Raw genomic sequence first — 25,445 nt, 5'->3', positions numbered from 1 at the left:
GCGCATGAGGCTCCCCGGGCGCGTCGACCACCTGATCGTGGGCTCCGGCTTCGCCGGGATCTGCGCTGCGATCAAGCTCACCGAGGACGGCGAGACCGACTTCGTCGTGATCGAGCGCGGCGACGACGTCGGCGGCACCTGGCGCGACAACACCTATCCCGGCGCGTGCTGCGACATCCCCAGCCAGCTCTACTCGTTCTCGTTCGCACGCAACCCGGAGTGGACCTCGTCGTACTCCCCCCAGCCGGAGATCTGGGACTACCTCCGCCGCGTCGCCCGCGAGCACGCCGTCACCGACAAGACCCTGCTCCGCACCGAGCTCGAGCACGCCGCCTGGGACGAAGGCGACCAGGTCTGGCGCTGCCGTACGACGGCCGGCGAGGTGGTCGCGAGGACGCTGATCACCGGCACCGGCGGCCTGTCCGAGCCGCGGCTGCCCGGCATCGAGGGCATCGACACGTTCCGCGGCCCGCTCTTCCACTCCGCGCGGTGGGACCACTCGGCCGACCTGGCCGGCAAGCGGGTCGCTGTGATCGGCACCGGCGCCTCCGCGATCCAGATCGTGCCCGAGCTGCAGAGGATCGCCGACCATCTCGACGTGTACCAGCGCACTGCGCCCTGGGTGATCCCGCGCAACGACCGCCGCTACCCGAAGCTCGAGCGACTTGCCCTGCGCCACCTTCCCGGCCTGTCCCGGCTCTACCGCACCGGCATCTACTGGGCGCACGAGGGCTACGTGCCGGCGTTCACCTGGCAGCCCCGGCTCGGCGCGCCCGCCATGAAGGCCGCCACGCACAACATGCGGAAGGCGATCCAGGATCCCGGCCTGCGGGCGAAGGTGACGCCGAGCTTCCAGCTGGGCTGCAAGCGGGTGCTCCGCTCGAACACCTACTACCCCGCGCTCGCCGCCGACAACGTCGACCTGGTCACCGACCCGATCGCCCGGGTGACAGCCGACGCGGTCGTCACCGGTGACGGGGTCGCGCACGCGGTCGACGTGATCGTGCTGGCGACGGGGTTCTGGACCACCGAGCAGCCGATCGCGCAGCGCGTGGTTGGACGCGCGGGCCGCACGCTCGCCGAGGAATGGTCGACCGGCGGGATGTCGGCGTACAAGGGCACCACCGTCCACGGCTTCCCCAACCTCTTCATGATCGGCGGCCCGAACACCGCGCAGGGACACACCAGCGTCGTGTTCGTGATCGAGTCGCAGGTGGCCTACATCCGTGACGCGATCCGCACCATGCGGGCACGGGGGTACGGCGCGCTCGAGCCGCGCGCGGACGTGCAGCGGCGCTACAACGCGCGGCTCCAGCGCCGGATGAGGCGCACGGTGTGGAGCCGCGGAGGCTGCATGTCGTGGTACCAGGACGCGCAGGGACGGATCACCACTCTCTGGCCGCGCTCCACGATCACGTTGCGCCGGATCCTGGCGAGGTTCGACGTCGAGGAGTACGACGTCGAGGTCGCCCGGCCGGCGCCGGACCGCGAGGCGGTTGCGTGAAGACGCTCCAGGACAAGGTCGTGGTGATCACCGGTACCGCGTCCGGGATCGGCCGCGCCCTCGCCGTCGAGGTCGCCCGCCGCGGTGCCCTGGTCGCGATCTCCGACATCGACGAGACGGGACTCGTCGGGACCGTCGACCTGGTGAAGGCCGCCGGGGCACCCGAGGTGCGCAGCGACCGGCTCGACGTCGCCGACCGCGCCGCGTTCACGGCGTACGCCGCTGCCGTCGCCGAGCACTTCGGCCGGGTCAACGTCGTCGTCAACAACGCCGGCGTTGCACTCGCCGGTGACGTCGAGGACCTCGAGTACGCCGACATGGACTGGATCCTCGGCATCGACTTCTGGGGCGTCGTCCACGGCAGCAAGGAGTTCCTGCCTCACCTGGTCGCTTCGGGCGACGGTCATCTGGTGAACATGTCCTCGCTCTTCGGCCTCGTCTCGATGCCGGGCCAGTCGATGTACAACGCCGCCAAGTACGCCGTCCGCGGCTTCAGCGAGGCGCTCCGTGAGGAGATCCTGATGGCAGGACAGCCGGTCGGCGTCACCGTCGTGCACCCGGGCGGGATCCGGACCGCGATCGCGCGCAGCGCCCGCACGTCGTACCGCGAGGACCACGACCGCACCGCGCGCTACTTCGACGAGAAGCTGGCCAGGATGGAGCCCGAGGAGGCGGCCCGGATCATCGTCGAGAAGGGGATCCTCGGCGGCAAGGCGCGGCTGCTGGTCGGCCTCGACGCGCACGCCCTCCACCACCTCGCGCGGCTCAGCGGCTCGCGCTACCAGGACCTCGTCGCCGCGGTCGCCAAGCGCACCAAGCCCGGAAAGCGGTGAGAAGTAGGGTCGCCGGGTGGGATTCGAGCTCGGAGATCCGATCCGCATCGAGATGACGAAGTGGGTCGACCTGCCGCACTGGCACATCCCCGGCCGCTGGCTGGGCAGCGACGACCACGGCGACTGGATCGGCATCCCGGCCGGCAGCCGGATGGTCCGCCCGGGCGCCGACGTGCTGTCGGCGTTCGACCAGGTCGGACTGGTTCCCGCGCCGGGCACCGACGTCGAGCGCGCGTTCCTGGCGACGTTCCACGCCGACGGCGCGCCGACCCAGGTGTACGTCGACATGGCCACGCCACCCGTCTGGAACGCCAGCACGATCCGGACCGTCGATCTCGACCTCGACGTGCTGAGGAGGCTGGACGGATCCGTGGTCGTCGACGACGAGGACGAGTTCGCCGAGCACCAGGTCGAGCTCGGCTACCCGGCCGAGATCGTCGCGCTGGCCGAGGCGAGCCGCGACCGGGTGCACGCCGCGATCCTCGCCGGGGACCCGCCGTACGACGGAAGCCACCGGCGCTGGCAGCGCGTCCTCGACGACCTGCGCTGACCCGGCTCGTCGCGACGCCGTACGACGCTCACCCGGCTCGTCGCGACGCCGTACGACGCTGACCCGGCTCGTCGCCACGCCGTACGACGCTGACCCGGCTCATCGCCACGGGCGGGGGTCGCGGCCACCGCCTCGCGCTCCCGTCGAGAAGAGCCGGGTCAGCGGACGAAGGTGAACAGGCGGTCCGGGATAGGCTCGGCCGACGGCTCCGCCAGGCGCGCGACGCCGACGCGGTACGACGCGTCGGCCGGCCTCACGAACGCGACCTCCTCGAAACCCGCGGCCAGGAACACCCGGCGTACCTGCTCCGCAGGGTCGTCGAGGTGGCCGGTCGGGTCGTCGGGCACCCGGTTGCCGCGGGTCCAGATCACCGAGCCGCCTGGAGCCAGCATCGAGCGCGCGGCCGCGACCGTGCCCTTCACGGCGGCGTCCGTGACGTTGCCGAACACGCCGCAGAGCATCAGCACGTCGACGGGGAGCACGTCGCTCCAGGTCGTCGCGACGCCCGCGTCCCCGGTGCGGACGTCGGCGGCGATCCCGGCCGAGGCGGCGCCGACGACGGCCGCCGCGGCGAGCTCCTCGTCGAGCTCCACCAACGTGACCACCACGTCACGCTCGGCACCCGCGACCACCGGGATCGTGTCGCGACCGTCGCCGCTGCAGAGACTGAGCAGTCGCACCGGGCCCGTGCCCCGCTCGAGCACCGCGGCGAGCTGGATCCGCACCTCCTCCAGCCGCCGCGACAATGACGACGCAGGGTCGGCGTACTCCTCGTGCCAGGCGTGCCAGTCCCGGGTCACCGCACGTAGCCCCCGTCGGGCTCGACCATCTCCAGGCGTACGCCGAGCAGCCGCACCGGCCGGTCCTGCTCGACCCGGTCGAGCAGGGAGACGGCGGCGTCAGCCAGCACCGTGGCGTCGTTCGACGGTCCGGGCAGGGTCAGCGACCGGCTGACGGTGATGAACGGCCGGTACCGCACCTTGATCCCGACCCGTGCCGCCGGCCGACCCTCACGGTCGATGTCCTCCACGACCCGCGCGGTCAGCGCCCGCAGCTCGGAGGGCACGACGTCCCAGGTCAGGTCGGTCTGGTAGGTCTCCTCGCGGCCGTGCGCCCGCGGCGTCCAGGGCGTCGCGTCGACCGGGCTGGTGTCGGCGCCGCGGCCGAGCCGGTGGTACCACGGCCCCATCGTCGGCCCGATCGCGTCGGCCAGCACCTGCGTGTCCGACTCGGCCAGCTCGCGGACGGTGTGGATGTCGAGCGCGGCCAGCCGCTTGCCGATCTTCGAGCCGATCCCCCACAGCGCGGTCGTCGGCCGGTCGCCCATCACGTCGTACCACTCGGCGGCGGTCAGGTAGCCGATCCCGGACCCGTCGCCCTCGCCCTTCTTCCCGAACGCCGTCGCGATCTTCGCGCGCAGCTTGTTGTCGCCGATGCCGACCCCGCAGGTGAGGTCGGTGGCCGCGTGCACGGTCTCGCGGATGTGCTGCGCGAAGGCCCGCGGGTCGCCGAGGTCGCCGTGCCCCTCGCCCGGTCCGAGGAACGCCTCGTCCCAGCCGAGCACCTCCAGGACGACGGGTACGCCGCCCCACTCGAGCGCGCGCAGCGTGTCCATGACCCGCGCCGACGCCTCGTCGTACGCCGGCTTGTCGACCGGCAGGAAGATCGCGTCGGCGGGGAGCTTGCGTGCGGCGATCCGCAACGGCATGCCCGACCCGACGCCGTGCTCGCGGGCGGCGTACGACGCGGTCGCGACCACTCCGCGCTCGGTGGGGTCGCCGCGGCCGCCGACGACCACGGGCTTCCCGGCGAGCTCGGGACGCCGCAGGATCTCGACCGCCGCGATGAACTGGTCGAGGTCCACGTGGAGCACCCAGGACTGACCGCTCATCAGTGCCTGGCCGGTGGGAGCGCATCGGTGGCCTCGAGCGGGTCCATCCCGCTGAGCAGCAGCAGGTCGGCGATCACCGACCTGATCTGGGCGAGGATCACCTCGCTGGTCAGGTCGTCGCTGCGCTCGACGTCGCCCGTGGCCGCGCCGACCGCCAGCAGCGCGGGCTGGGCCGCGACCGCCATCCGGTGGGCGTCGAGCTCGGTCGCGACCACCTCGACGGCGGCGGCGAGGTCCGCGGTGATCAGGGCGTAGGCGTGCGGGACGGGCTGACGCCGGTACGCCGCCACCGCGCAGTTGCGGACCAGCACCCGCGTGCTGCGCAGGGCCCGGTCGAGCGGCTCCACCAGCTCGGCCATCTTCCGCAGTCCGGGTGCCTGCCGGATGCGGAACGGCGACGACGCCACCACGTCGAGCCCCTCGTCGGCGGCGTCCTGGAGCTCACGGATCAGATGGTCGGTGGACCGGGCCTCGGCGAGCAGGTCGAGGGCCGGCTCGACGTCGCCGGTCGTCATCACGTCGGCCGCCGCCTGCAGCAGGTCTCGGATCTTGCGCGACACCTTGGCGGCCTGCTCGCGTGGTCGCCGCAGCGGTGCCGCCGGCACCACGGTGGCCGCGACGATCGCCACGCCACCGCCGATCAGGGCGTCCGTCCAGCGGGTGAACGCCGCACCGGGGTCGGGGATCAGCGTCGCCACCACGATCGACTGCACCGCGGCCTGGATGGTGAACACCTGGCCGCCGTACAGCAGCGCCGCGGCCGACATCGCCAGCCCCACGATCAGGGTGATCGACCAGGCGTGCGTGCCGATCAGCCGCACCAGCAGGTCGCCACCGAACACCCCGAGCGCCACCCCGACCGTCACCTCGGCGACCCGCCGCAGGCGCTGGCCGTACGACGTACCCAGCGACACGACCGCCGCCACCGGCGCGAAGAACGGCGTGGGATGGCCGACCAGGTCCTGGGCGATCCACCAGGCGAGCCCGGCCGCGATCGCGCACTGGGCGATCGCCCACCGCCGGGTGCGCCACCGGTCGACGCGGGTTGCCAGCGACATCCGTCCGCGGTGGAGCGCACCGTCGAACGGGGGGCCGTGCATGCGCTCGATCCTCTCAGGTGGACGTCGCTCCCGGCACCGGGGAGGATCACCAGCATGGTGCAACCGCTCGACCCGACGGCCGCTGCCTTCCTGCTGGCGGAGAACCGGCGGATGCCGATGCACGTCGGGGGGCTGCAGCTGTTCAGCAAGCCCGAGGGCGCGGGGCGGAACTTCGTGCACGACCTGTCCGCCTCGCTGCGCGAGTCCGACGACATCGCGCCGCTGTTCCTCAAGCACCCGGTGCGGTCGGTGCGCACCGGCGGGCAGTACGTGTGGCGCGAGGACGACGAGTTCGACATCGAGTACCACGTCAGGCACAGCGCGCTGCCCAAGCCTGGCCGGGTGCGCGAGCTGCTCGAGCTCTGCTCGCGGCTGCACTCGACGCGGCTGGCGATCGAGCGGCCGCTCTGGGAGTGGCACCTGATCGAGGGCCTGCGCGACGGGCGGGTCGCGATGTACGCCAAGCTCCACCACGCCCTGGTGGACGGCGTCGCGGCGATGCGGCTGCTGCAGAGCATCCTCACCACCGACCCCGACCGGACGGACATGCCGGCCCCGTGGGAGAACCGGCCCACGACGGCCAAGCTCCGCGAGGTGCACGAGGACGCCGAGCAGTCGCTGTCCGACGTACCGCTGCGGGCACTGCGTACGGCGCTCGGGATCAGCGCCGAGGCCGCCGGCCTGCCGGGGGCGCTGATCAAGACGCTGCGCAAGTCGCTCCGCAACGAGACGTCGGCGCTGGCCCTGTACGCGCCGCGCACGATCCTCAACCAGCCGATCACGGCGGCCCGCCGCTTCGCCGCCCAGGACTGGCCGCTCGAGCGGCTGCGGAGCATCGGCAGGGCCACCGGCACGACGTTGAACGACGTGGTGCTGGCGATGTGCAGCGGCGCGATGCGCAGCTACCTCCTGGAGCTCGACGCGCTCCCCGACACCACGCTGGTCTCGATGGTGCCGGTCGGGCTGAAGGCCAAGGAGTCGCACCTCGCGTCCGCGACCGGAGGGAACGCGCTCGGCTCGGTGATGGTCAAGCTCGGCACCGACCTGCCCGACCCCGCCGACCGGCTCAAAGCCGTCCACGAGTCGATGGTCGACGGCAAGCGCGCGCTGGCGGAGATGACGCCGGTGCAGATCCTGGCGATGAGCGCGCTCGGTCAGGCCCCGGCGATCCTCGGTCCGATGCTGCGGATGGGCGGGTTCGTGAAGCCGCCGTACAACCTGATCATCAGCAACGTGCCGGGGCCGCGGACCACGCAGTACTTCCGCGGGATGCGGCTGCTCGGCACCTATCCGCTGTCGATCCCGATCGACGGGATGGCCCTGAACATCACCTGCAACTCCTACGCCGACCAGATGGCGTTCGGCCTGACGGGGTGCCGGCGTACCGTCCCGCACCTCCAGCGGCTGCTGATCCACCTCGACAACGAGCTCAACGCACTCGAGAAGGCGACGGGCACCTGAGCCGTCACCTCGGGTCGGGGCCGCTACGCCGAGGCCTGCGCCTCGATGTGCGGTGGGGCGACGTCGAGCAGCGCCTCCAGAAGGGCGCGGTCACCCTCGATGGTGACCCGGTCGAGGCGCCGCTCCACGAACAGGGCGTAGATGTCCTCCGGACAGCCCGACACCGTGACGTCGGGGTCTTCGATCGGACCGTCCACGACCTCGCCGTCGACGAGTGACGCGGCCTCCTCCGGACCGGCGCGGAACTCGAAGCGTCCGGCCGGGGCCACGCGTGCGAGGACGATGTCCATGGCGTTCGCCAACCAGCCGTCGAACAGCTCGTCCTCGGCCGTCGGCGGGCCGAGCGAGCGAGCTCCCCACAGCGCCAACTCGCGCATGGCCGGCTTCAGCTCGCGACCGTAGTCGGTCAGCTCGTAGACCTTCGACGCCGCCGGCGGCGGCAGGATGCGCCGGACGACCACGCCGTGACGCTCGAGGTCACGCAGGCGCGCGGCGAGGATGTTGGTGCCGATGCCGTGGAGGTGCTCGACGAGGTCGGTGTAGCGCTGCGGTCCGTGCATGAGCTCGCGGACGACGAGCAGGGCCCAGCGGTCGCCGACGAGGTCCAGGGCATGGGCCATCGGACAGTACTGCTCGTAGCGCTTGACCATGCCGAAAGCATACCACCTAGTTGAGATTCAGAAGAAACTACTTGTGAAAGTGAAGTAGAGACTGTTACGGTCAACCGCATGACTTCAGAAATGCAAGCAACTCGAGAGGTGTCGGGCGACCGTCGCAAGTGGCTGGCTCTCGCGCTCCTGTGCGTGGTCCAGTTCATGGTGGTCCTCGACATCGCGATCGTGAACGTCGCGCTCCCGTCCATCCAGGTCGACCTGGGGTTCTCCCAGGAGGACCTGCAGTGGGTGATCAGCGCGTACGCGCTCGTGTTCGGCGGCTTCCTCCTGCTGGGTGGGCGCGCCGCCGACATGCTGGGGCGCCGTCGCCTCTTCCTGGGCGGCATCGTCGTCTTCACCGTGGCCTCGCTCTTCGCGGGCCTCGCCTGGTCCGAGCCGTCCCTGATCGGGGCCCGTGCCTTCCAAGGACTCGGAGCCGCGATCATCACGCCGGCCGCCCTGTCCATCCTGTCCACGACGTTCGCCGAAGGGCGCGAGCGCAACATCGCCCTGGGTGCGTGGGGTGCCGTCGGCGGCTTCGGCGCCGTGGCCGGGGTGCTCCTCGGGGGCGTCCTGACCGACGCGCTCAGCTGGGAGTGGATCTTCTTCGTCAACGTCCCGGTCGGTGTCCTCGGGTTCGCCCTGGCTCCCCTGCTCCTCGAGGAGAGCAGGGACGCCCACGTGCGGAGGTTCGACCTGCCCGGCGCCGTCCTGGTGACCGGCGGGCTGTCGTCCGCCGTCTATGCGATCACCCAGGCGGGCCAGAAGGGCTGGCTCTCGGCGGAGACGCTCGGCGTCTTCGGGGGTTCGCTGGTCCTGCTCGCCGCCTTCGTGGCCTGGGAGCTCCGGCACCCGGAGCCTCTGATGCGCTTCGGCATCCTCCAGACCCGGACCGTGAGCGGGGCGAACGTCGCCGGGTTCATCATGGGGACCGCGCTGTTCTCGATGTTCCTGATGCTGACGCTCTACATGCAGCAGGTCCTGGGCTACTCCGCGATGAAGACGGGCGTCGCCTACCTCGCCGTCGCCGGTACGGCGATCGTGTGGTCGGGTGTCGCCGGCCAGCTGGTGACCCGGCTGGGGGTGAAGCCGGTGCTGGTGATCGGGATGACGGCGCTCACCGCCGGCCTGCTGTTCTTCACCCGGGTGTCGGTCGCGGGCAGCTACGTCAGCGACCTGCTGCCGGGCTTCCTGATCCTCGGGGTCGGGATCGGGTTCTCCTTCGTGCCGATCTCCATCGCGGCGCTGGCGGGGGTGACGGCCTCCGAGGCCGGCCTCGCATCGGGCCTGATCAACACCTCGCAGCAGATCGGCGGCGCGCTCGGCATCGCCGCACTCTCCACGATCGCGACGTCGCGCACCGAGGACTCCGTCGGCGGCGGGTCTCCCCTGCCCGTGGGTCTGGTCGACGGGTTCCACTCCGCGTTCCTGGTCGGTGCGATCGTGGCCGCGATCGGCATCCTCGCGTCGCTGACCCTCATCCGTCGCGACGAGCTGGCGGTCGAGACGGCCTCCGAGCGGGAGCCCGAGCAGGCGCTCGAGGCCGCCTGAGCAGTCTCACGGCGATCCGGGGCGGATCTCACGGACCCGCCCCGGATCTGCGTGACGAGTCGTCGCGAATCGTCACGAGTAGAGCCTCGAGATCACCGCGTCGAGGGCCCGGTCCGGGAGCAGGCGACGGGCGGTCACGATCGAGCGAGCGCCTCGCCCGACCGGGTAGCGAGTTCTCGGCCGGCGCGACGTCGCCGCCCGCACGATCGTCCGGGCGACGACGTCGGGACCGCTGGAGTACATCGGCCGGTCCCCGGACTCCATCCGCGCCCGCACGCCCTCGGCCTGCCGCTCGTACGCCGTACCGAGGCTGCTCTCGACCAGGGCCTCGCGGGCGAGGGTGTTCCACTCGCTTCGGATCGGGCCGGGCTCGACGATCACGACCCGGATGCCGTACGGCGCGAGCTCGAGCCGCAGGCTGTCGCTGAACCCCTCCACGGCGAACTTCGTCGCGTGGTACCACGCGCCCAGCGGCTCGTAGTACTTCCCGCCGACGCTGCTCACGTTGAGGATCCGCCCGCTCTCCCGCTCACGCATCTGCGGGGTCACCAGCTGCACCAGCCGCGCCAGCCCGAACACGTTGACCTCGAACTGCCGCCGCGCCTCGTCGATGGCGACGTTCTCGACCGCGCCGTACGAGCCGTAGCCGGCGTTGTTGACCAGGACGTCGATCCGCCCGCGATCGCCGAGGATGCGCTCGACGCCGCCGGTCATGGAGCCGTCGTCGGTGACGTCCATGGCGAACGTCGTCACCCCGGCGTCGGCCAGCTCGCTCATCCGCTCGACCCGGCGAGCCACGGCGTACGTCGTGAAGCCGGCCGCCTGCAGGCGCCGCGCCGCCGCCTCGCCGATCCCGCTCGAGCCACCGGTCACCAACGCCACGCGATCCGTCATCACGCCATCATCGCCGTGACCGGATCGGTATGTCCCGACCGTGGCCGAGGACGGGGTGCCGGCGTTACCGTGAGCGCACGTCCAGGGAGGTCGGAATGATCTTCTACGCGGTCCTCGGGGTCGCCGCCCTGTCGCTGGTGGTGTGGCTCGCCCGGTCGCCGGTGCTGTGGGCGCTGCTGCGCGGCCGCGGCACCGACCCGTCGCAGTGGGGCACCTGGATGGACCACCTCGACGACATCGGGCTCGGTGTCTCCTGGCGCAACGACGGCTACGGCGGGCGCCGGGAGACCAAGGTGCTCTCCAAGCACACCCGCCGGCGCTAGGCCCCCCGGACGTCATACGGACGGAGCCATAGACGGCTTCGCCCGTATGACGTTGCAGGCTGGGGTCAGCGCAGGTCGAAGCGGTCCAGCTCCATCACCTTGGCCCAGGCGGCGGCGAAGTCGCGGACCAGCTTCTCCTCGCCGTCGTCGGCGCCGTAGACCTCCGCGATGGCTCGGAGCTGGGAGTTCGAGCCGAACACCAGGTCGACCGCGGTCGCGGTCCACCTGGTCTCGCCGGTGGCGCGGTCGCGTACGTCGTACACGCCCTCCTGCGACTCCGACGCCCTCCACTCGTTGTCCATGTCGAGCAGGTTGACGAAGAAGTCGTTGGTCAGCGACTCGGTGCGGTCGGTGAACACGCCGTGCGGCGACTGCCCGAGGTTGGCGCCCAGCGCCCGCATCCCGCCCACCAGCACCGTCATCTCCGGAGCGGTGAGGGTCAGCAGGTTGGCCCGGTCGAGCAGCAGCGTCTCGGGCGGCACCTTCGCACCGGAGCGGACGTAGTTCCGGAAGCCGTCCGCGCGCGGCTCGAGCACCGCGAAGGAGTCGACGTCGGTCTGCTCCTGGGAGGCGTCGGTGCGGCCGGGGTGGAACGGCACGGTGACCTCGTGGCCGGCGTTCCGCGCGGCCTGCTCGACGGCTGCACAGCCACCCAGGACGATCACGTCGGCCAGCGACACCTTCGCGCCCCCGGTCTGCGCGTCGTTGAACTCCAGCTGCACGCGCTCCAGGACCGGCAGCACCTTCGCGAGCTCGTCGGGCTGGTTGACCTCCCAGTCCTTCTGCGGGGCCAGGCGGAGCCGGGCGCCGTTCGCGCCGCCGCGCTTGTCGGTGCCGCGGAAGCTCGCCGCCGCCGCCCACGCGGTCGTGACCAGCTGCGGGATCGTCAGTCCGGAGTCGAGCAGCTTGCCCTTGAGCGCGGCGATCTCCGCGTCGCTGATGAGGTCGTGGTCGACCGCCGGGACCGGGTCCTGCCAGAGCTGGGGCTCGGCAACCCAGGGCCCGAGGTAGCGCGAGACCGGACCCATGTCGCGGTGGAGCAGCTTGTACCAGGCCTTGGCGAACGCAAGCGCGAACTCGTCGGGGTGCTCGAGGAACCGGCGGGCGATCTTCTCGTAGACCGGGTCCATCCGCAGCGACAGGTCCGTGGTGAGCATCGTCGGCGGCCGCTTCGCGCCACCCTCGTCGGGGGCGGGGACGGTGCCGGCGCCGGCGCCGTCCTTGGCCTGCCACTGCCACGCGCCCGCGGGACTCTTCACCAGCTCCCACTCGTAGCCGAACAGCGTCTCCAGGAAGCTGTTGTCCCACTTGGTGGGGGTCGGGGTCCAGGTCACCTCGAGACCGCTGGTGATCTGGTCGGCGCCCTGGCCGGAGCCGAAGGTGTTGCGCCAGCCGAGGCCCTGTGCCTCCAGCGGGGCGGCCTCCGGCTCGGGACCGACGTACTCGTCGGCCGGAGCGGCACCGTGCGTCTTGCCGAACGTGTGGCCGCCGGCGATGAGGGCGAAGGTCTCCTCGTCGTTCATCGCCATCCGGGCGAACGTCTCGCGGATGTCCCTGGCCGCGGCGATCGGGTCGGGCTTGCCGTTGGGGCCCTCGGGGTTGACGTAGATCAGACCCATCTGGACGGCGCCGAAGGGCTTGGCGAGCTCGCGGTCACCGCTGTAGCGCTCGTCGCCCAGCCAGGTGTCCTCGGGGCCCCAGAAGATCTCCTCCGGCTCCCAGATGTCCTCCCGGCCGAACCCGAAGCCGAAGGTCTGGAACCCCATCGACTCCAGGGCGACGTTGCCGGCGAAGACCACCAGGTCTGCCCAGGAGAGCTGCTTGCCGTACTTCTTCTTGATCGGCCAGAGCAGGCGTCGTGCCTTGTCGAGGCCGGCGTTGTCGGGCCAGCTGTTCAGCGGGGCGAACCGCTGGGCACCCTGGCCTCCGCCGCCGCGGCCGTCCTCGATCCGGTAGGTGCCGGCGGAGTGCCAGCTCATCCGGATGAACAGGGGGCCGTAGTTGCCGTAGTCGGCCGGCCACCAGTCCTGCTTCGTCGTCATCAGCTCGACCAGGTCGCGCTTGAGGGCGTCGAGGTCGAGCGACTTGAACTCCTCGGCGTAGTCGAAGTCCTCGCCCATCGGGTCGGCGCTCGGGGAGTGCTGGTGGAGGACCTGCAGGTTCAGCTGGTTGGGCCACCAGTCCTGGTTGGTGTGCGGTCGCGGCGTCGCGGGGGTCGGCGACGGGATGACCGGGTTCTCGCTCTCGCTGCCGTGTTCAGACACGTCGTGCTTCTCCTGTCTCAGTGGGTGTCCTGGATGGTGGCGGGCCCTCGGACCCGGCGGAACAGGTGGGGCACAGGCCCCAGTAGATGACCTCGGCCTCGTCGATGACGTAACCGTGGTCGTCGGCGGCGGTCAGGCACGGGACGCGGCCGACCGCGCAGTCGACGTCGACGATCGCGCCGCAGGAGCGGCACACGAGGTGGTGGTGGTTGTCGCCGACGCGGACCTCGTAGCGCGCGACCGAGCCGGTCGGCTGGATGCGTCGGGCGAGTCCGGCCGCGGTCAGCGTGCGCAACGAGTCGTAGACCGCTTGGTGCGAGACCTCCGGCAGGTCACGGCGTACGGCGTGGATCACCGACTCCGTGTCCGCGTGGGCCAGCTCGAGCAGCGCGTCCAGCACCGCCAACCGGGGCCGCGTCACCCGCAGCCCGGCGTCGCGCAACAGCTGCGGGAAGTCCGGGACGGCGCTGGGGGGCACCGTTCGATCCTGGCCCCCATTCTTGAACCAGTCAAGAAACAACTCTTGAACGAGTCAGGAATCGAGGGCGAGCTCCTCGAACCCGCCGCCCACGACCTCGGCCACGGCCCTCAGCCGGGCCCGGGTCACGTCGGAGACCCGCGCATAGCCGGCGAGGTCGGCGTTCGAGCCGGGCCGCACCGGCTCGGGCGCGTTGACGGAGAGGCAGGTACGCCGGCCGCCGTCCGCGGCGTTCTGGAGCGCGACCGCGTGGCCGGCCGTGCCGCTGCCGGCGAACGGGTCCAGCACCCGGGCGTCGTCCGGCATCGTCTCGAGGATCCGGCGCAGGAGCCCGGTCGGCTTGGGCGACTCGAAGAGGTGGCCGACCAGCGACTTGAGCTCCACCACGGCGGTGTCGGTCGACCCGATCTCCTCGGCCAGCCAGATCGTGCGCAGCTTCTTGCGTCTGCCCTCGTGCAGCCAGTCGCGCTGGAAGACGTCGGCCCGCCGGCGCTCGGCCGTGCCGACCCACCGGCAGACCAGGTCGTCGGGCTGGGCGTCGATCTTCGCCGCCGACCAGCGCCAGACGGCCGGACCGCCGTCGCCGAACACCGGCTTGATCTCCAGCGCACCCGGGAACGGCTCGGTGGAGACCTGTCCGGTCCCGGGGTCGCCGTAGATCGCGAAGTGCATGGTCGGGGCGGTGACCGGGTTGAACTTCTTGTTCGTGTTGCGCAGCGGCAGACGCCGGTAGCGCCGCCCGTCCTCGGTGGTCAGCGGGAAGTCGCGCGGGTCGACCAGCGAGCGGCTCGACGCGTCGAGCGCGCAGGTGGGGAGCGAGCGCGCGTAGACGAGCAGGTACTCGTGCGACGTCGCGAAGCCCCGGCCGAGCTGCCGACCCTTGGGGTTGAGGTTGACCACGACCTGCGCGACGAAGCGGCCCTCGCCGAAGACCTCGTCCATCAGCAGCCGCAGGTGGGCGACCTCGTTGTCGTCGATGCTGACGAAGACCGCGCCGCGCTCGCTCATCACCTCGCGCACGGCCTCGAGCCGCGGACGCATCAGCGCGGTCCAGGTGCGATGCCGGTCGGCTCTGCGGCCGTCGACCTTGTCGTCGTACACGAAGGGGTTGCCGGTGTTGTACGGCGGGTCGAGATAGACGACGTCGAAGGGGCCGTACGTCGGCGTCAGCCGGGGCAGCACGTCGAGGTTGTCGCCCTCGACGAACGTGTTCCACGGCTCCACGCAGGTCACGCTAGACGGCGTCGCGCCTTCACTCCGGCGCCACGCGGCGCGGCGCTCAGTCGCTCCCCGGCACCGCCGCCACGGCCACGGTGGTGACCGGTGCGAGGCACTCCTGCAGCGGGCTCGCCACCTCGTGCGGGAGGAGACGGATGGTGGTGTCCTCCCCGTAGACGACGTCCACGCCCGGCGGCCGGTCGCAGCCGACCGCCACGACGGATCCGACGATGACGTGTCCGGTCTTCGACAGCTTGTCCACGGCCTCCTGGACCTGCAGCCGCAGCCCGGGCCCGCGGAACTGCCGGCTGAACGCCGCCACCTGCGCCGACGTCTCGAGCAGGGTGGCCGCCACCGAGGGCCGGCCACCGGCGGCGGTCTGCGAGACCAGGACCGAGCGCGCGCCGGGGACCGTGGTCCCCGGCTCGGGCGCGTCTCCTGCGGTGGTGCCGGTCGCGGACCCGGCCGACCCGCAGGCAGCCGTGGCCGCGATCGTGGCGGTGGCCAGCAAGGCTCCGAGAAGACGTCGCATGCGGGTGGGACGACGTACGCCGTGGCTGGGTTCCGTCACTCGCCCGAGCAGTCCTGTCAGGCATCCGGGAAGGGCTGGCCCTTGCCGAGCACGGTGAGCCCGTCCTCGACCATGAAGCCGCGCTTGCGGTCGAGGTCGGGGTCGACACCGAGCTCGGCGCCGGGCGGCACGCGGACCGCCTTGTCGAGGATCGCGTTACGGACGACAGCGCCCTCGCCGACCAGGACGTTGTCCATCAGGACCGAGTCCTCGACGATCGCGCCCTGTTCGACGCGCACCGCCGGGGACAGCACCGAACGGCGTACCTGCCCGCCGGAGACGACGACCCCGGGCGACAGCAGGGACTCCTCCGACACCGGCGTGGACCCGTCGGCCCCCTTGGCGAGCTTGACCGGCGGCTGCGGTCCGTAGTCGGTGTAGATCGGCCACTGGCCGTTGTAGAGGTTGAACACGGGCAGTGGGGAGACGACGTCCATGTGGGCGTCGTAGTAGGAGCGCATGGTCCCGACGTCGCGCCAGTAGCCGCGGTCGCGGTCGGTCGCTCCGGGCACCTGGTTGTCCTTGAAGTCGTATACGCCGGCCTCGTGACGACGTACGAACGCCGGCACGATGTCGCCGCCCATGTCGTGCTTCGAGCCCTGCATGTCGGAGTCGCGGGTGACCGCCTCGACCAGGGCGTCGGCGTCGAAGACGTAGTTGCCCATGCTGGCCAGCACCTCGTCGGGGTTGTCGGGCAGCCCCTCCGGGTCCTTCGGCTTCTCGAGGAACTCGCGGATGGTGCGGGGGTTGGCGGGGTTGACGTCGATGACCCCGAACTGGTCCGCCAGCGAGATCGGCTGCCGGATCGCGGCGACCGTGCAGGACGCGCCGCTCTCGACGTGCTGGTCGATCATCTGCGCGAAGTCCATCCGGTAGACGTGGTCGGCGCCGACGACCACCACGATGTCGGGCTGGTCGTCGTGGATCAGGTTGAGCGACTGGTAGATCGCATCCGCGCTGCCGAGGTACCAGTGCTTGCCGAGCCGCTGCTGGGCCGGCACCGGTGCGACGTAGTTGCCGAGCAGCGTGGACATCCGCCAGGTGGTGGTGACGTGCCGGTCGAGGGAGTGGGACTTGTACTGCGTCAGCACGACCACCCGCAGGAAGCCGCTGTTGACGACGTTGGAGAGCGCGAAGTCGATCAGCCGGTAGATCCCGGCGAACGGCACCGCCGGCTTGGCCCGGTCGGCCGTCAGCGGCATCAGCCGCTTCCCCTCGCCGCCGGCCAGGACGATGGCCAGCACCCGTTTCCGGCTCGTCCCGTTCATGTCGTGCACGCTAGCGACTCATCCGCGGGTTGAGGAGGGTTCCGTTCGCTGGGCGAATTCCCCGCCTGAGCGGGGAGTTCTGCACTTCCTGTGGGAAATCTGGGCCAACCAGTGCAGACGTCCCCGCCCGAGCGGGGAATTCGCGGTGGCTGCACCGGCACTTCGAGGGCGGTAGCGTCCGAGCGTGCGCGTCGACATCCTGACCAAGGAGTACCCGCCGTCGATCTACGGCGGCGCGGGCGTGCACGTGGCGGAGCTGGTGCGGGCGCTGCGGGGGCTCGAGGGTCTCGACGTACGCGTGCAAGCGTTCGGCGAGCCGCGCGACGAGGCCGGGGTGACGGCGTACGCCGACCTGCCGGAGCTCGCCCACGCGAACGCCGCGCTGCAGACGCTCGGCGTCGACCTCGCGATCGCGGCCGGCTGCGCCGGGACGCAGCTCGTCCACTCGCACACCTGGTACGCCAACCTCGGCGGCCACCTCGCCGGCCTGCTGTACGACGTCCCGCACGTCGTCACCGCACACTCGCTCGAGCCGCTGCGGCCGTGGAAGGCGGAGCAGCTCGGAGGCGGGTACGCCGTGTCGTCCTTCGCCGAGCGCACGGCGTACCTCGGCGCCTCCGCGGTGATCGCCGTCTCGGCGGCGATGCGCGACGACGTGCTCCACGCCTACCCCGACATCGACCCGGCGAAGGTGCACGTCGTCCACAACGGCATCGACACCGACACGTGGTCGCACGTCGACGACCCCGACCGCGTGCGGTCGCACGGCGTCGACCCCGACCGCCCCTCGGTGGTGTTCGTCGGGAGGATCACCCGGCAGAAGGGTCTGCCACTGTTCCTCCGCGCCTGCCGGGAGCTGCCGCCCGACGTGCAGCTCATACTCTGCGCCGGCGCTCCGGACACGCCGGAGATCCTGGCCGAGGTCGAAGGACTGGTCGCCGAGCTGGCCTCCACCCGCGACGGCGTGGTCTGGATCCGCGAGATGCTCCCGCGCGCCGACGTCGTCGCGCTGCTGTCGGCGGCGACGGTGTTCGTCTGTCCCTCGATCTACGAGCCGCTCGGGATCGTCAACCTCGAGGCGATGGCGTGCGAGGCCGCCGTCGTGGCGACCGCGACGGGCGGCATCCCGGAGGTCGTGGTGGACCCTTCGACAGGCTCAGGACAAGCGGCGACCGGACTGCTCGTCCCCATCGAGCAGGCGACCGACGGCACCGGCACGCCTCTGGACCCGGAGCAGTACGTCGCCGACTTCGCCGCGGCCCTCAACGCTGTCCTCAGCGACCCGGAACGAGCGCGGGAGATGGGGCTCGCCGGCCGTGAACGTGCGATCTCGGCGTTCTCCTGGCACAGGATCGCCGCGCGCACCAAGGCGATCTACGACGACCTCGTGTGACCGCTACTCGCGCTCGCTCTCGCCGTAGTAGTAGTCGCCGCCGTTGCCGGGGAACTTCCCCTCCACGCGTGTGCCCGAGTCACCGGGGTCCTTGCCGTGGCGCAGGTGGGCGCGGAACAGCGGCGTGCGGACGAACCAGGTGATCGCGCCGATCGCGGCGACGAGGTAGACGGCGATCCACATGACTGCCTCCTCTGATCACATGGGCCCGTAGCGGACGTCGGCGTTGTGCACGTCCTGTCCGATGCGGGAGTAGTTCGAGTTCTCGAGCTGCTGCTGGTCGAACTGCGGAGTCCGCCGGCCCCGCAGCACGCGCCGGAGCACCAGCGAGACCAGCACCACGACTGCCAGGACGATGAACCAGAACATGGGGCGCTCCTTGCCCGAAGGTGCCGCAAGCGTACGCCGGTCGGGCGGCCGTTCCGCGGGTATTGCGTTCTCTTGCCCGTCGTCACGGACAGGGCATACGTTGTCGGACATGGAGCTGCTCCCGTCGGCCCACGTCGACACGTTCTGCCGTGACCATCTCCCGCCGGCCGACCAGTGGCCCGAGCTGAGCTTCGAGCTGCCGGAGCTCCAGTACGCCGACCGGCTCAACTGCGCCACTGCCCTGCTCGACGACGTGGCCGCTCATCACGGCGCCGACCGGCCGTGCCTGCACCAGCCCGGCGTGCCGACCTGGTCGTACGCCGAGCTGATGGCGGCCGCCAACCGGGTCGCCCGGGTGCTCGTCGAGGACCTCGGGATCGTCCCGGGCAACCGTGTCCTGCTCCGCGGGCCCAACAACCAGTGGCTGTCGGCCGCGTGGTTCGGCGTGCTCAAGGCCGGCGCCGTCCTGGTCACGACGATGCCGCTGCTGCGCACCGGCGAGCTGCAGACGATCCACGAGATCGCGCTCCTCGATGCCGCCCTGGTCGACCACCGGTTCCTCGACGCGGTCGAGCCGCTCGGCGTACCGACGATCGCATTCGGCGACGACGCCTGGGCCGAGCGGCTCGCGGCCAAGGAGCCGACGTTCGACGACGTCCAGACCTCGAGTGACGACGTCTGCATGCTGGCCTTCACCTCGGGCACCACCGGCCGTCCGAAGGCGACCATGCACTTCCACCGCGACGTGATGTCGATCTGCGAGACGTTCTCGCGGCACGTGCTCCAACCCTCGGCCGACGACGTCTTCACCGGCACCCCGCCCTACGCCTTCACGTTCGGCCTCGGCGGCGTGCTGCTCTTCCCGCTGCACGCCGGGGCCTCCACGCTGCTGGTCGAGAAGGCGACGCCGGTCGAGCTGGCGGACCTGATCGACGAGCACGGTGTGACGATCTGCTTCACCGCCCCCACGGCGTACAAGGCGATGCTGGCGGCCGGGAAGAGCGTGCCTTCGCTGAGGAAGGCGGTGTCGGCCGGCGAGCACCTGCCGAAGGCGACGTGGGAAGCGTTCCGCGAGGCCACCGGGGTCGAGATCATCGACGGGATCGGCTCGACCGAGATGCTGCACATCTTCATCTCGGCGTCGGGCGCGGACATCCGGCCGGGCTCGACGGGACGCGCCGTGCCGGGGTACGCCGCGACGATCGTCGACGACAGCGGCCGCGAGCTGCCGACCGGCGAGTCGGGGCGGCTGGCGGTGCGCGGACCGACCGGGTGTCGCTATCTCGACGACCCCCGGCAGGCGGCGTACGTCGTGAACGGCTGGAACCTCACCGGCGACACCTTCGTCCGCGACGACGACGGCTACTTCTGGTACCAGGCGCGCAGCGACGACATGATCATCAGCTCCGGCTACAACATCGCCGCGCCGGAGGTCGAGGAGGCGCTGCTCAAGCACCCGCTGGTCGCCGAATGCGCCGTCGTCGGCGTGCCCGACGAGGCCCGCGGCCACATCGTCAAGGCGTACGTCGTGAGCGCGGGGTCGGTGACGGCGGCCGAGCTGCAGGACTTCGTGAAGGCCGAGATCGCGCCGTACAAGTACCCGCGGGCGGTGGAGTTCGTGACCGAGCTGCCGAAGACCGCGACCGGGAAGCTGCAGCGGTTCCGGCTGCGGGAGACGGCGCCTGCGGTCCAAGCGGCCGATGCCTGAGCAGTCCCCGCGCCACCTGATCCTGTCGCTGTTCGGGCTGTATGCCCGCGACGAGCCGTCGACAGGCTCAGGCCAACGGCCCAACTGGCTGTCGGTCCGGTCGCTGATCGCGCTGATGGCCGACCTCGACGTCGACGCCGCGGCGACCCGGTCGTCGGTGTCGCGGCTGAAGAAGCGCGGCGTGCTCGAGCCGGCTCGGTCGGAAGGGCAGGCCGGCTACCGGTTGTCGACGTCGGCACTGGCCGTGCTCCGGGAGGGTGACGCGCGGATCTGGTCGCGGCCACGGGCGTCGGTCGCGGACGGCTGGCTGGTCGTCGTGTTCTCGGTGCCGGAGGCCGAGCGTGGCAAGCGGCACGAGCTCCGGTCGTTGCTGACCCGGCTGGGCTTCGGCACCGCCGCACCGGGCGTGTGGGTCGCGCCCGGCACGGCGTACGACGAGACGCTCGGGGCGCTGGACCGGGCCGGGCTGACGTCGTACACCGAGCTCTTCCGGGGCGACTATCTCGGCTCGGGGCCCCCCGACGTCAGGGTCGGCGAGTGGTGGGACCTGCCGGCGATCGCGGAGCTGTACGACGAGTTCGTCGCCGACCATGCGTCGCTGACCGGGCTCCGCTCCCCCGCGCCGGCCCAGGCGTTCGCGGCGTACGTCCCGATGCTGACGGCCTGGCGGCGGCTCCCCTATCTCGACCCGGGCATCCCGCTGGAGCTGTTGCCGCACGGGTGGCCCGGGGTGCAGGCGGGCGGCCTGTTCGCCGACCTGGACGTGCGGCTGCGGGAGCCCGCCGCGAAGCACGCGCACGCGTCGATCGAGGCTCCGTGAGGGATGCCGGTTCATCACGCTGAGTGGGCGAGCCGTCCCTGGGCCAGGTGAACTCCGCAGGCCAGGTGAGGGCTGACCTACCCAGCGTGATGAACCGTCCCCGGCACCCACGCACCGCCTACAGAACGGCGTACCCCTGCAGCTCGACCAGGGCTTCGGGGTCCCAGAGCCGCGCGACCCCGATCCCGGCCATGGCGGGGTAGTCGGTGCCGACCAGGCGCTTCCAGACCTCGCCGATCTCGCGGGCGTGGGCGCGGTAGTCGTCCATGTCGACGATGTAGACGGTCAGCGCCGCGATGCCGTCGCGCTGGCCACCCGCGGCACGCAGCGCGGCGAGCAGGTTCGACAGCGCCTGCTCGAACTGCGCCACCATCCCACCCCCGACGATCGCGCCCGAGCCGTCCATGCCGGTCTGACCGGCGAGGTGGATGGTCGTCCCGCGGGCGATCACGGCGTGGGAGAAGCCCGAGGGCTTCGCCAGGTTGTCCGGGTTGACGCGCTCGAGATCTGCCATCAGGACTGCACCGCTCCTCCGTCGACGTTGATGCCTTGCCCGTTGATCGCCGCATTGTCGACGCACAGCATCACCGCCGCCGCGACCTCCTCGGCCGTCACGAGGCGCCCGATGGGCTGGAGGTTCTCGAGGATCGCCCTTGCGTCGTCCTCCGACCGGCCGGTCCCGGCCGCGATGTTCGCCACGGACTCATCCGTCATCGGGGTGTCGACGTACCCGGGGCAGACGGCGTTCACGGTCACCCCGGTCTTCGCCACCTCCATGGCGGCGGTGCGGACCAGGCCCAGGACGCCGTGCTTGCTGGCGGTGTACGCCGCGATCCGGGCCGACCCGATCTTGCCCGCAACGGAGGCGACCACCACGACGCGTCCGAACCCGGCCTCGGTCATCGAGGGCAGTGCTCGGCGCAGGCAGCGGAACGGCGCGGTCAGGTTGAGGTCGAGCATCCGCTGCCAGTCCTCGTCGGTGGTGCGCACCAGCGGTGCCGACATCGACGCCCCGGCGTTCACGACCAGGATCTCGACCGCACCCCACTCCTCCTCGACCCGCGCGACCGCCGCCTCGATCGCCTCGGGGTCGAGCATGTCGGCCGGTACGACGAGAGTCTCGCCGGGCAGTGAGTCCGCGACCTTCTGCAGCACCGACTCGTCGCGCGAGACCAGCGCCACCCGGTGCCCGGCCTCCGAGAGCGCGCGGGCGCACGCCGTACCGATGCCCTTCGACGCACCCGTCACCAGCGCGATCAACGGCACTCCTCGGGTGTCTGGCACTGGTGCCGCGAATTCCCCGCCTGAGCGGGGACTTCTGCACTCCGTGGGGGAAATCTCCTCCAACAAGTGGCGAATCCCCCGCCTGAGCGGGGAATTCGCCACGCCCGCGCAAGGCCCGACGAATCCGTCATCGGAACGCCGGGGAGCCGGTGAGGTCGGCGCCGATGGAGAGCAGGTGCATCTCCTCGGTGCCCTCGTAGGTCATCACGGTCTCGAGGTTGTTCATGTGCCGCATCACGGTGTGGTCCAGCGTGATGCCGGCGCCACCGAGGGTGGTCCGCGCCTCGCGCGCGACATCGAGTGCCGCCCGGACGTTGGCGTACTTGCCGTAGGACACCTGTGCCGGCGTCACCGTGCCGGCGTCCTTGAGCGCCCCCAGCCGCCAGGCCACGAGCGAGGCGTTGTTCACCGCGACCGTCATCAGCGCCAGCTTCCGCTGGGTCAGCTGGAACGACGACAGCGGCTTGCCGAACTGCTCCCGCTCCGACGTGTACGCCAGCGACTCCTCCAGGCACGCCCGTGCCGCGCCGACGACGCCCCAGACGATCCCGTACCTCGCCTCGTTGAGGCACGACAGCGGACCCTTCAGCCCACGCACCTCCGGGAACGCCGCCGAGGCGGGCACCCGCAGGTCGTCGAGGACCAGCTCCGCGGTGACCGACGCCCGCAGCGAGAGCTTGCGCTGGATCTTGTGCGCACTGAAGCCCGGCGTGTCCGTCGGTACGACGAAGCCGCGGATCCCGCCTCCTCCCGAGCCTGCCGAAGGGTCGTCCGTCTGCGCCCAGACGATCGCGACGTCGGCGAGGGTGCCGTTGGTGATCCACATCTTCGAGCCGTTCAGCACCCAGTCGCCGCCATCCAGTCGGGCGCGCGTCTTCATCGAGCCCGGGTCGCTCCCGGCGTCCGACTCGGTCAGCCCGAAGCAGCCGAGCGCCTCGCCGGTCGCCATCCGCGGCAGCCACTCCTCCTTCTGCTCCTCGGTGCCCCAACGGTGGATCGCGTACATCGCCAGCGACCCCTGCACGCTCACGAACGACCGCAGTCCCGAGTCGACCGCCTCCAGCTCGCGGCAGGCCACGCCGTACGCCGTGGCGCTGGTGCCGGCGCAGCCGTAGCCGTCGAGGTGCATCCCGAGCAGGCCGAGCTTGCCGAACATCGGGCCGAGCCCGTCGGGCAGCGTGCCCTCGTCGTACCACTCGGCGACGTGCGGTGCGAGCTCGCTCTGCGCGTAGTCGCGGACCGTGTCACGGATCGCTCGGTCCTCGTCGGTGAGCAGGTCGTCGACCTGCAGGTAGTCGTGCGTCATCGTCCTGTCCATTCAGGCTTGCGCTTGGCGTTGAACGCGGCGTGGAACTCCGCATGGTCGTGGGTCGTCATCAGCAGCGCCTGGGTCATCGCGTCGAGCTCCATCGCCGGCCCGATCGGCATGTCGAGCTCGCGGGTGATCAGGCTCTTGGTCTGCTGCAGGCCGAGGGTCGGGCCGTCGGCAAGCCGTCGGGCGAGCGCGGCGCAGGCGCCGTCGAGGTCGTCGGTCAGCTCGGTGACCAGGCCGTACCGATCGGCGGTCTCGGCGTCGATCGTGTCGCCGAGCATCAGCAGCTCGGTGGCGCGGCCGTAGCCGACGAGCCGCGGAAGGAGGTACGCCGCTCCCATGTCGCCGCCGGACAGCCCGACCTTGGTGAACAGGAACGCGAACCTCGCCTGCGGCGTGCAGATCCGGAAGTCGGCCGCGATCGCGATCACGCTGCCGGCGCCCGCCGCGATGCCCTGGATGCCGGCGATGATCGGGATCGGGCACTCGCGCATCGCCCGGATCACGTCGCCGGTCATCTTGGTGAAGCCCATCAGGCCGTCGGCGTCCATCGCGATCAGCTCGCCGATGATCTCGTTGACGTCGCCGCCGCCGCAGAACCCCTGGCCCTCGCCCCGGATCACCAACACCCTGGTGTCCCCACGGTGAGGCAGCTCGGCGAGGAGGTCGCGAAGGTCGGCGTACGACTCGAAGGTCAGCGGGTTCAGCTTCTCCGGCCGGTTCAGGGTGACCGTCGCGACGCCGTCGGAGACCGCGAAGTCGAAGTGCTGCCAGTCGTCGGTGATCTTCGCGCTGGCCCGGTATCGCGTCACTGGCTGCCTTTCATGAGCCCGCGGGCGATGATCGTCCGCTGCACCTCGGACGCACCCTCGTAGATCCGCGGCGCCCGCACCTCACGATAGAGCCGCTCGAGCAGGTGTCCCTTCTGCAGGCCCCTCGCCCCGTGCAGCTGCACGGCCTGGTCGACCACCCACTGCGCGCTCTCGGTGGCGAACAGCTTGGCCTGCGCGGCCGTCGTCGTGATCACGTGCGCCGGCGCTCCGTCGTCGTACGCCGCGGCCGCACGGCGTACCAGCAGCCGGCCGGCCTCGATCCGCGTCGACATCTCGGCCAGCGTGTGCTGGGTCGCCTGCTGGTCGATCAGCCGGCCGCCGAACAGCTCGCGCTCCGTCGCCCAGGCCAGGCTGGCGTCGAACGCGGCCTGCGCCATGCCGACCGCAAAGGCGCCGACGCTGGGCCGGAAGAGGTCGAGCGTCCGCATGGCGACGGCGAAGCCCTGGTCGACCTCGCCGAGCAGGTCGTCGCGGGTCACGCGGACGCCGTCGAAGTGCACCGTGCCGAGGGCGTGCGGCGCGACCATGTCGAGGCGTTCGCCGGTGAGTCCGGCCGCGCCACCGGCGACCACGAATGCTGTGACCCCGCGTGCCCCCGCGCCGGGCGTGGTGCGGGCGAAGACCGAGTAGACATCGGCGTCGGGCGCGTTGGAGATCCAGGTCTTGGTGCCGTGCAGCGTCCAGCCGTCAGCGTTCTGCCTCGCCTCGAGACCGAGCGCGCCGGCGTCGGAGCCGGCGTCCGGCTCGGACAGGGCGAACGCCGGTACGACCTCTCCGCTCGCGACGCCGGGGAGCCAGCGGTCGCGGGTCACGTCGGTGCCGGACTGCAGGATCGGGTAGGAGCCGAGGCCCTGGAGCCCGAGCGCCGTCTCGGCCTCGGTGCTGACGGTCGCGAGCACCTCGCGGAGCAGGCACAGCTGCATCGCCGCCGCATCACGCGGTGCGTCATCCGAGTTTCCGCCGAAGAGCCCGCGCAGCAGCCCGGCCTCCCCCATCGCCTTGATCAGGGGACGGTTGACCGCGCCGTGGACGGGTTCGATCCCGTCGAACGAGCCCGCCACCGACCGCACCCACGCGGCGTACTCCTGCTGCTCGGCCGTCAGCCCGAAGGCGTTGCTCGAGGGTTGGCCCACGCCGACGACCATACCGAGGACCGTATTGCGTCTT

General features: G+C 71.3%; 26 protein-coding genes. 9 read left to right on the top strand and 17 right to left on the bottom strand.

What is annotated here, in order from left to right; translation table 11 throughout:
* The first annotated feature begins 4 nt into the window (after positions 1-4).
* From VGK78_RS16370 to VGK78_RS16360, 3 genes are read left to right on the top strand one after another with little or no spacing between them, the layout of a single operon-like run.
* Complete coding sequence (locus VGK78_RS16370) at positions 5-1,504, top strand: flavin-containing monooxygenase (protein ID WP_331528786.1); 1,500 nt, start codon at positions 5-7, stop codon at positions 1,502-1,504.
* Entirely contained in the window at positions 1,501-2,337 is an 837-nt protein-coding gene (locus VGK78_RS16365; RefSeq protein ID WP_331528785.1) for an SDR family NAD(P)-dependent oxidoreductase, read from the top strand. Before VGK78_RS16370 ends, VGK78_RS16365 begins: the two co-directional genes overlap by 4 nt.
* Positions 2,338-2,353: 16 nt before the next feature.
* Positions 2,354-2,887, top strand: a complete 534-nt coding sequence (locus VGK78_RS16360) for a DUF402 domain-containing protein (RefSeq protein WP_331528784.1) — start codon at positions 2,354-2,356, stop codon at positions 2,885-2,887.
* A 158-nt stretch (positions 2,888-3,045) separates the two neighbouring features.
* On the opposite strand, the gene VGK78_RS16355 is transcribed toward VGK78_RS16360, so the two are convergent.
* From VGK78_RS16355 to VGK78_RS16345, 3 genes are read right to left on the bottom strand one after another with little or no spacing between them, the layout of a single operon-like run.
* Positions 3,046-3,687 (bottom strand): class I SAM-dependent methyltransferase, encoded by a 642-nt coding sequence (locus VGK78_RS16355; RefSeq protein WP_331528783.1) that lies wholly within the window; start codon positions 3,685-3,687, stop codon positions 3,046-3,048.
* Positions 3,684-4,778 carry a DNA polymerase IV gene (locus VGK78_RS16350; protein WP_331528782.1) on the bottom strand — a complete coding sequence of 365 codons (1,095 nt, stop codon included), beginning with the start codon at positions 4,776-4,778 and terminating at the stop codon, positions 3,684-3,686. The genes VGK78_RS16355 and VGK78_RS16350 overlap by 4 nt, the downstream gene beginning before the upstream one ends.
* Positions 4,778-5,878, bottom strand: coding sequence for an FUSC family protein (locus VGK78_RS16345; protein WP_331528781.1), 1,101 nt, complete (start codon positions 5,876-5,878; stop codon positions 4,778-4,780). Before VGK78_RS16345 ends, VGK78_RS16350 begins: the two co-directional genes overlap by 1 nt.
* Before the next feature lie 54 nt (positions 5,879-5,932).
* Between VGK78_RS16345 and VGK78_RS16340 the strand changes: the two genes are divergently transcribed.
* The gene (locus VGK78_RS16340) at positions 5,933-7,339 is read left to right on the top strand and encodes a WS/DGAT/MGAT family O-acyltransferase (protein WP_331528780.1); all 1,407 of its coding nucleotides are present in this window, start codon (positions 5,933-5,935) and stop codon (positions 7,337-7,339) included.
* 23 nt (positions 7,340-7,362) lie between these two features.
* Here the strand turns inward: VGK78_RS16340 and VGK78_RS16335 are convergent, their stop codons facing one another.
* A complete protein-coding gene (locus VGK78_RS16335; protein WP_331528779.1) occupies positions 7,363-7,989 on the bottom strand; it encodes a helix-turn-helix domain-containing protein in 627 nt (208 codons plus the stop codon).
* Positions 7,990-8,097: 108 nt separating this feature from the next.
* Here VGK78_RS16335 and VGK78_RS16330 point away from each other — a divergent pair, with 108 nt between their 5' ends.
* Complete coding sequence (locus tag VGK78_RS16330) at positions 8,098-9,543, top strand: MFS transporter (RefSeq protein WP_331528778.1); 1,446 nt, start codon at positions 8,098-8,100, stop codon at positions 9,541-9,543.
* A 72-nt stretch (positions 9,544-9,615) separates the two neighbouring features.
* Here VGK78_RS16330 and VGK78_RS16325 read toward each other — a convergent pair whose 3' ends face one another.
* A complete protein-coding gene (locus tag VGK78_RS16325; protein ID WP_331528777.1) occupies positions 9,616-10,437 on the bottom strand; it encodes an oxidoreductase in 822 nt (273 codons plus the stop codon).
* A 95-nt stretch (positions 10,438-10,532) separates the two neighbouring features.
* On the opposite strand from VGK78_RS16325, the gene VGK78_RS16320 reads away from it, so the two are divergent.
* Positions 10,533-10,760: a hypothetical protein gene (locus tag VGK78_RS16320; protein WP_331528776.1), complete on the top strand. Its 228-nt coding sequence runs from the start codon at positions 10,533-10,535 to the stop codon at positions 10,758-10,760.
* Between the two features lie 65 nt (positions 10,761-10,825).
* Here the strand turns inward: VGK78_RS16320 and katG are convergent, their stop codons facing one another.
* Genes katG through glgC form a run of 5 tightly spaced genes read right to left on the bottom strand, consistent with a single transcriptional unit; the run spans position 10,826 to position 16,559 of the window.
* The gene (gene katG / locus VGK78_RS16315) at positions 10,826-13,024 is read right to left on the bottom strand and encodes a catalase/peroxidase HPI (RefSeq protein WP_414690700.1); all 2,199 of its coding nucleotides are present in this window, start codon (positions 13,022-13,024) and stop codon (positions 10,826-10,828) included.
* A complete protein-coding gene (locus tag VGK78_RS16310) occupies positions 13,017-13,502 on the bottom strand; it encodes a Fur family transcriptional regulator (protein WP_331528775.1) in 486 nt (161 codons plus the stop codon). The genes katG and VGK78_RS16310 overlap by 8 nt, the downstream gene beginning before the upstream one ends.
* A 54-nt stretch (positions 13,503-13,556) precedes the next feature.
* Positions 13,557-14,726: a site-specific DNA-methyltransferase gene (locus VGK78_RS16305; RefSeq protein ID WP_331528774.1), complete on the bottom strand. Its 1,170-nt coding sequence runs from the start codon at positions 14,724-14,726 to the stop codon at positions 13,557-13,559.
* Between the two features lie 55 nt (positions 14,727-14,781).
* Positions 14,782-15,252 carry a hypothetical protein gene (locus VGK78_RS16300; RefSeq protein ID WP_331528773.1) on the bottom strand — a complete coding sequence of 157 codons (471 nt, stop codon included), beginning with the start codon at positions 15,250-15,252 and terminating at the stop codon, positions 14,782-14,784.
* Positions 15,253-15,308: 56 nt separating this feature from the next.
* Positions 15,309-16,559, bottom strand: a complete 1,251-nt coding sequence (glgC, locus tag VGK78_RS16295; RefSeq protein ID WP_331528772.1) for a glucose-1-phosphate adenylyltransferase — start codon at positions 16,557-16,559, stop codon at positions 15,309-15,311.
* Between the two features lie 184 nt (positions 16,560-16,743).
* Here glgC and glgA point away from each other — a divergent pair, with 184 nt between their 5' ends.
* Entirely contained in the window at positions 16,744-17,952 is a 1,209-nt protein-coding gene (gene glgA, locus VGK78_RS16290; protein WP_331528771.1) for a glycogen synthase, read from the top strand.
* Between the two features lie 3 nt (positions 17,953-17,955).
* Here glgA and VGK78_RS16285 read toward each other — a convergent pair whose 3' ends face one another.
* Entirely contained in the window at positions 17,956-18,135 is a 180-nt protein-coding gene (locus tag VGK78_RS16285; protein ID WP_331528770.1) for a hypothetical protein, read from the bottom strand.
* 15 nt (positions 18,136-18,150) lie between these two features.
* Positions 18,151-18,321, bottom strand: a complete 171-nt coding sequence (locus VGK78_RS16280; RefSeq protein ID WP_331528769.1) for a hypothetical protein — start codon at positions 18,319-18,321, stop codon at positions 18,151-18,153.
* Positions 18,322-18,430: 109 nt separating this feature from the next.
* On the opposite strand from VGK78_RS16280, the gene VGK78_RS16275 reads away from it, so the two are divergent.
* Positions 18,431-20,029, top strand: a complete 1,599-nt coding sequence (locus tag VGK78_RS16275) for an AMP-binding protein (protein ID WP_331528768.1) — start codon at positions 18,431-18,433, stop codon at positions 20,027-20,029.
* Positions 20,022-20,849, top strand: coding sequence for a PaaX family transcriptional regulator C-terminal domain-containing protein (locus VGK78_RS16270; RefSeq protein ID WP_331528767.1), 828 nt, complete (start codon positions 20,022-20,024; stop codon positions 20,847-20,849). Before VGK78_RS16275 ends, VGK78_RS16270 begins: the two co-directional genes overlap by 8 nt.
* 118 nt (positions 20,850-20,967) lie before the next feature.
* Here VGK78_RS16270 and VGK78_RS16265 read toward each other — a convergent pair whose 3' ends face one another.
* The 5 genes from VGK78_RS16265 to VGK78_RS16245 all read right to left on the bottom strand — a co-directional run bounded on the left by VGK78_RS16265 (position 20,968) and on the right by VGK78_RS16245 (position 25,411).
* Entirely contained in the window at positions 20,968-21,363 is a 396-nt protein-coding gene (locus VGK78_RS16265) for a RidA family protein (protein ID WP_331528766.1), read from the bottom strand.
* The gene (locus VGK78_RS16260; protein ID WP_331528765.1) at positions 21,363-22,109 is read right to left on the bottom strand and encodes an SDR family NAD(P)-dependent oxidoreductase; all 747 of its coding nucleotides are present in this window, start codon (positions 22,107-22,109) and stop codon (positions 21,363-21,365) included. Before VGK78_RS16260 ends, VGK78_RS16265 begins: the two co-directional genes overlap by 1 nt.
* A 151-nt stretch (positions 22,110-22,260) precedes the next feature.
* Positions 22,261-23,439 (bottom strand): acyl-CoA dehydrogenase family protein, encoded by a 1,179-nt coding sequence (locus VGK78_RS16255; RefSeq protein WP_331528764.1) that lies wholly within the window; start codon positions 23,437-23,439, stop codon positions 22,261-22,263.
* Entirely contained in the window at positions 23,436-24,257 is an 822-nt protein-coding gene (locus VGK78_RS16250; RefSeq protein ID WP_331528763.1) for an enoyl-CoA hydratase family protein, read from the bottom strand. The genes VGK78_RS16255 and VGK78_RS16250 overlap by 4 nt, the downstream gene beginning before the upstream one ends.
* Complete coding sequence (locus VGK78_RS16245; protein WP_331528762.1) at positions 24,254-25,411, bottom strand: acyl-CoA dehydrogenase family protein; 1,158 nt, start codon at positions 25,409-25,411, stop codon at positions 24,254-24,256. Before VGK78_RS16245 ends, VGK78_RS16250 begins: the two co-directional genes overlap by 4 nt.
* Between the last annotated feature and the right edge of the window lie 34 nt (positions 25,412-25,445).

Origin of the sequence: Nocardioides sp. (genome assembly GCF_036503465.1) — a bacterium.
Taxonomy (GTDB): Bacteria; Actinomycetota; Actinomycetes; order Propionibacteriales; family Nocardioidaceae; genus Nocardioides.
Note: the sequence above shows the minus strand (reverse complement) of the source record. Positions and strands in the feature narration are given on the sequence as shown.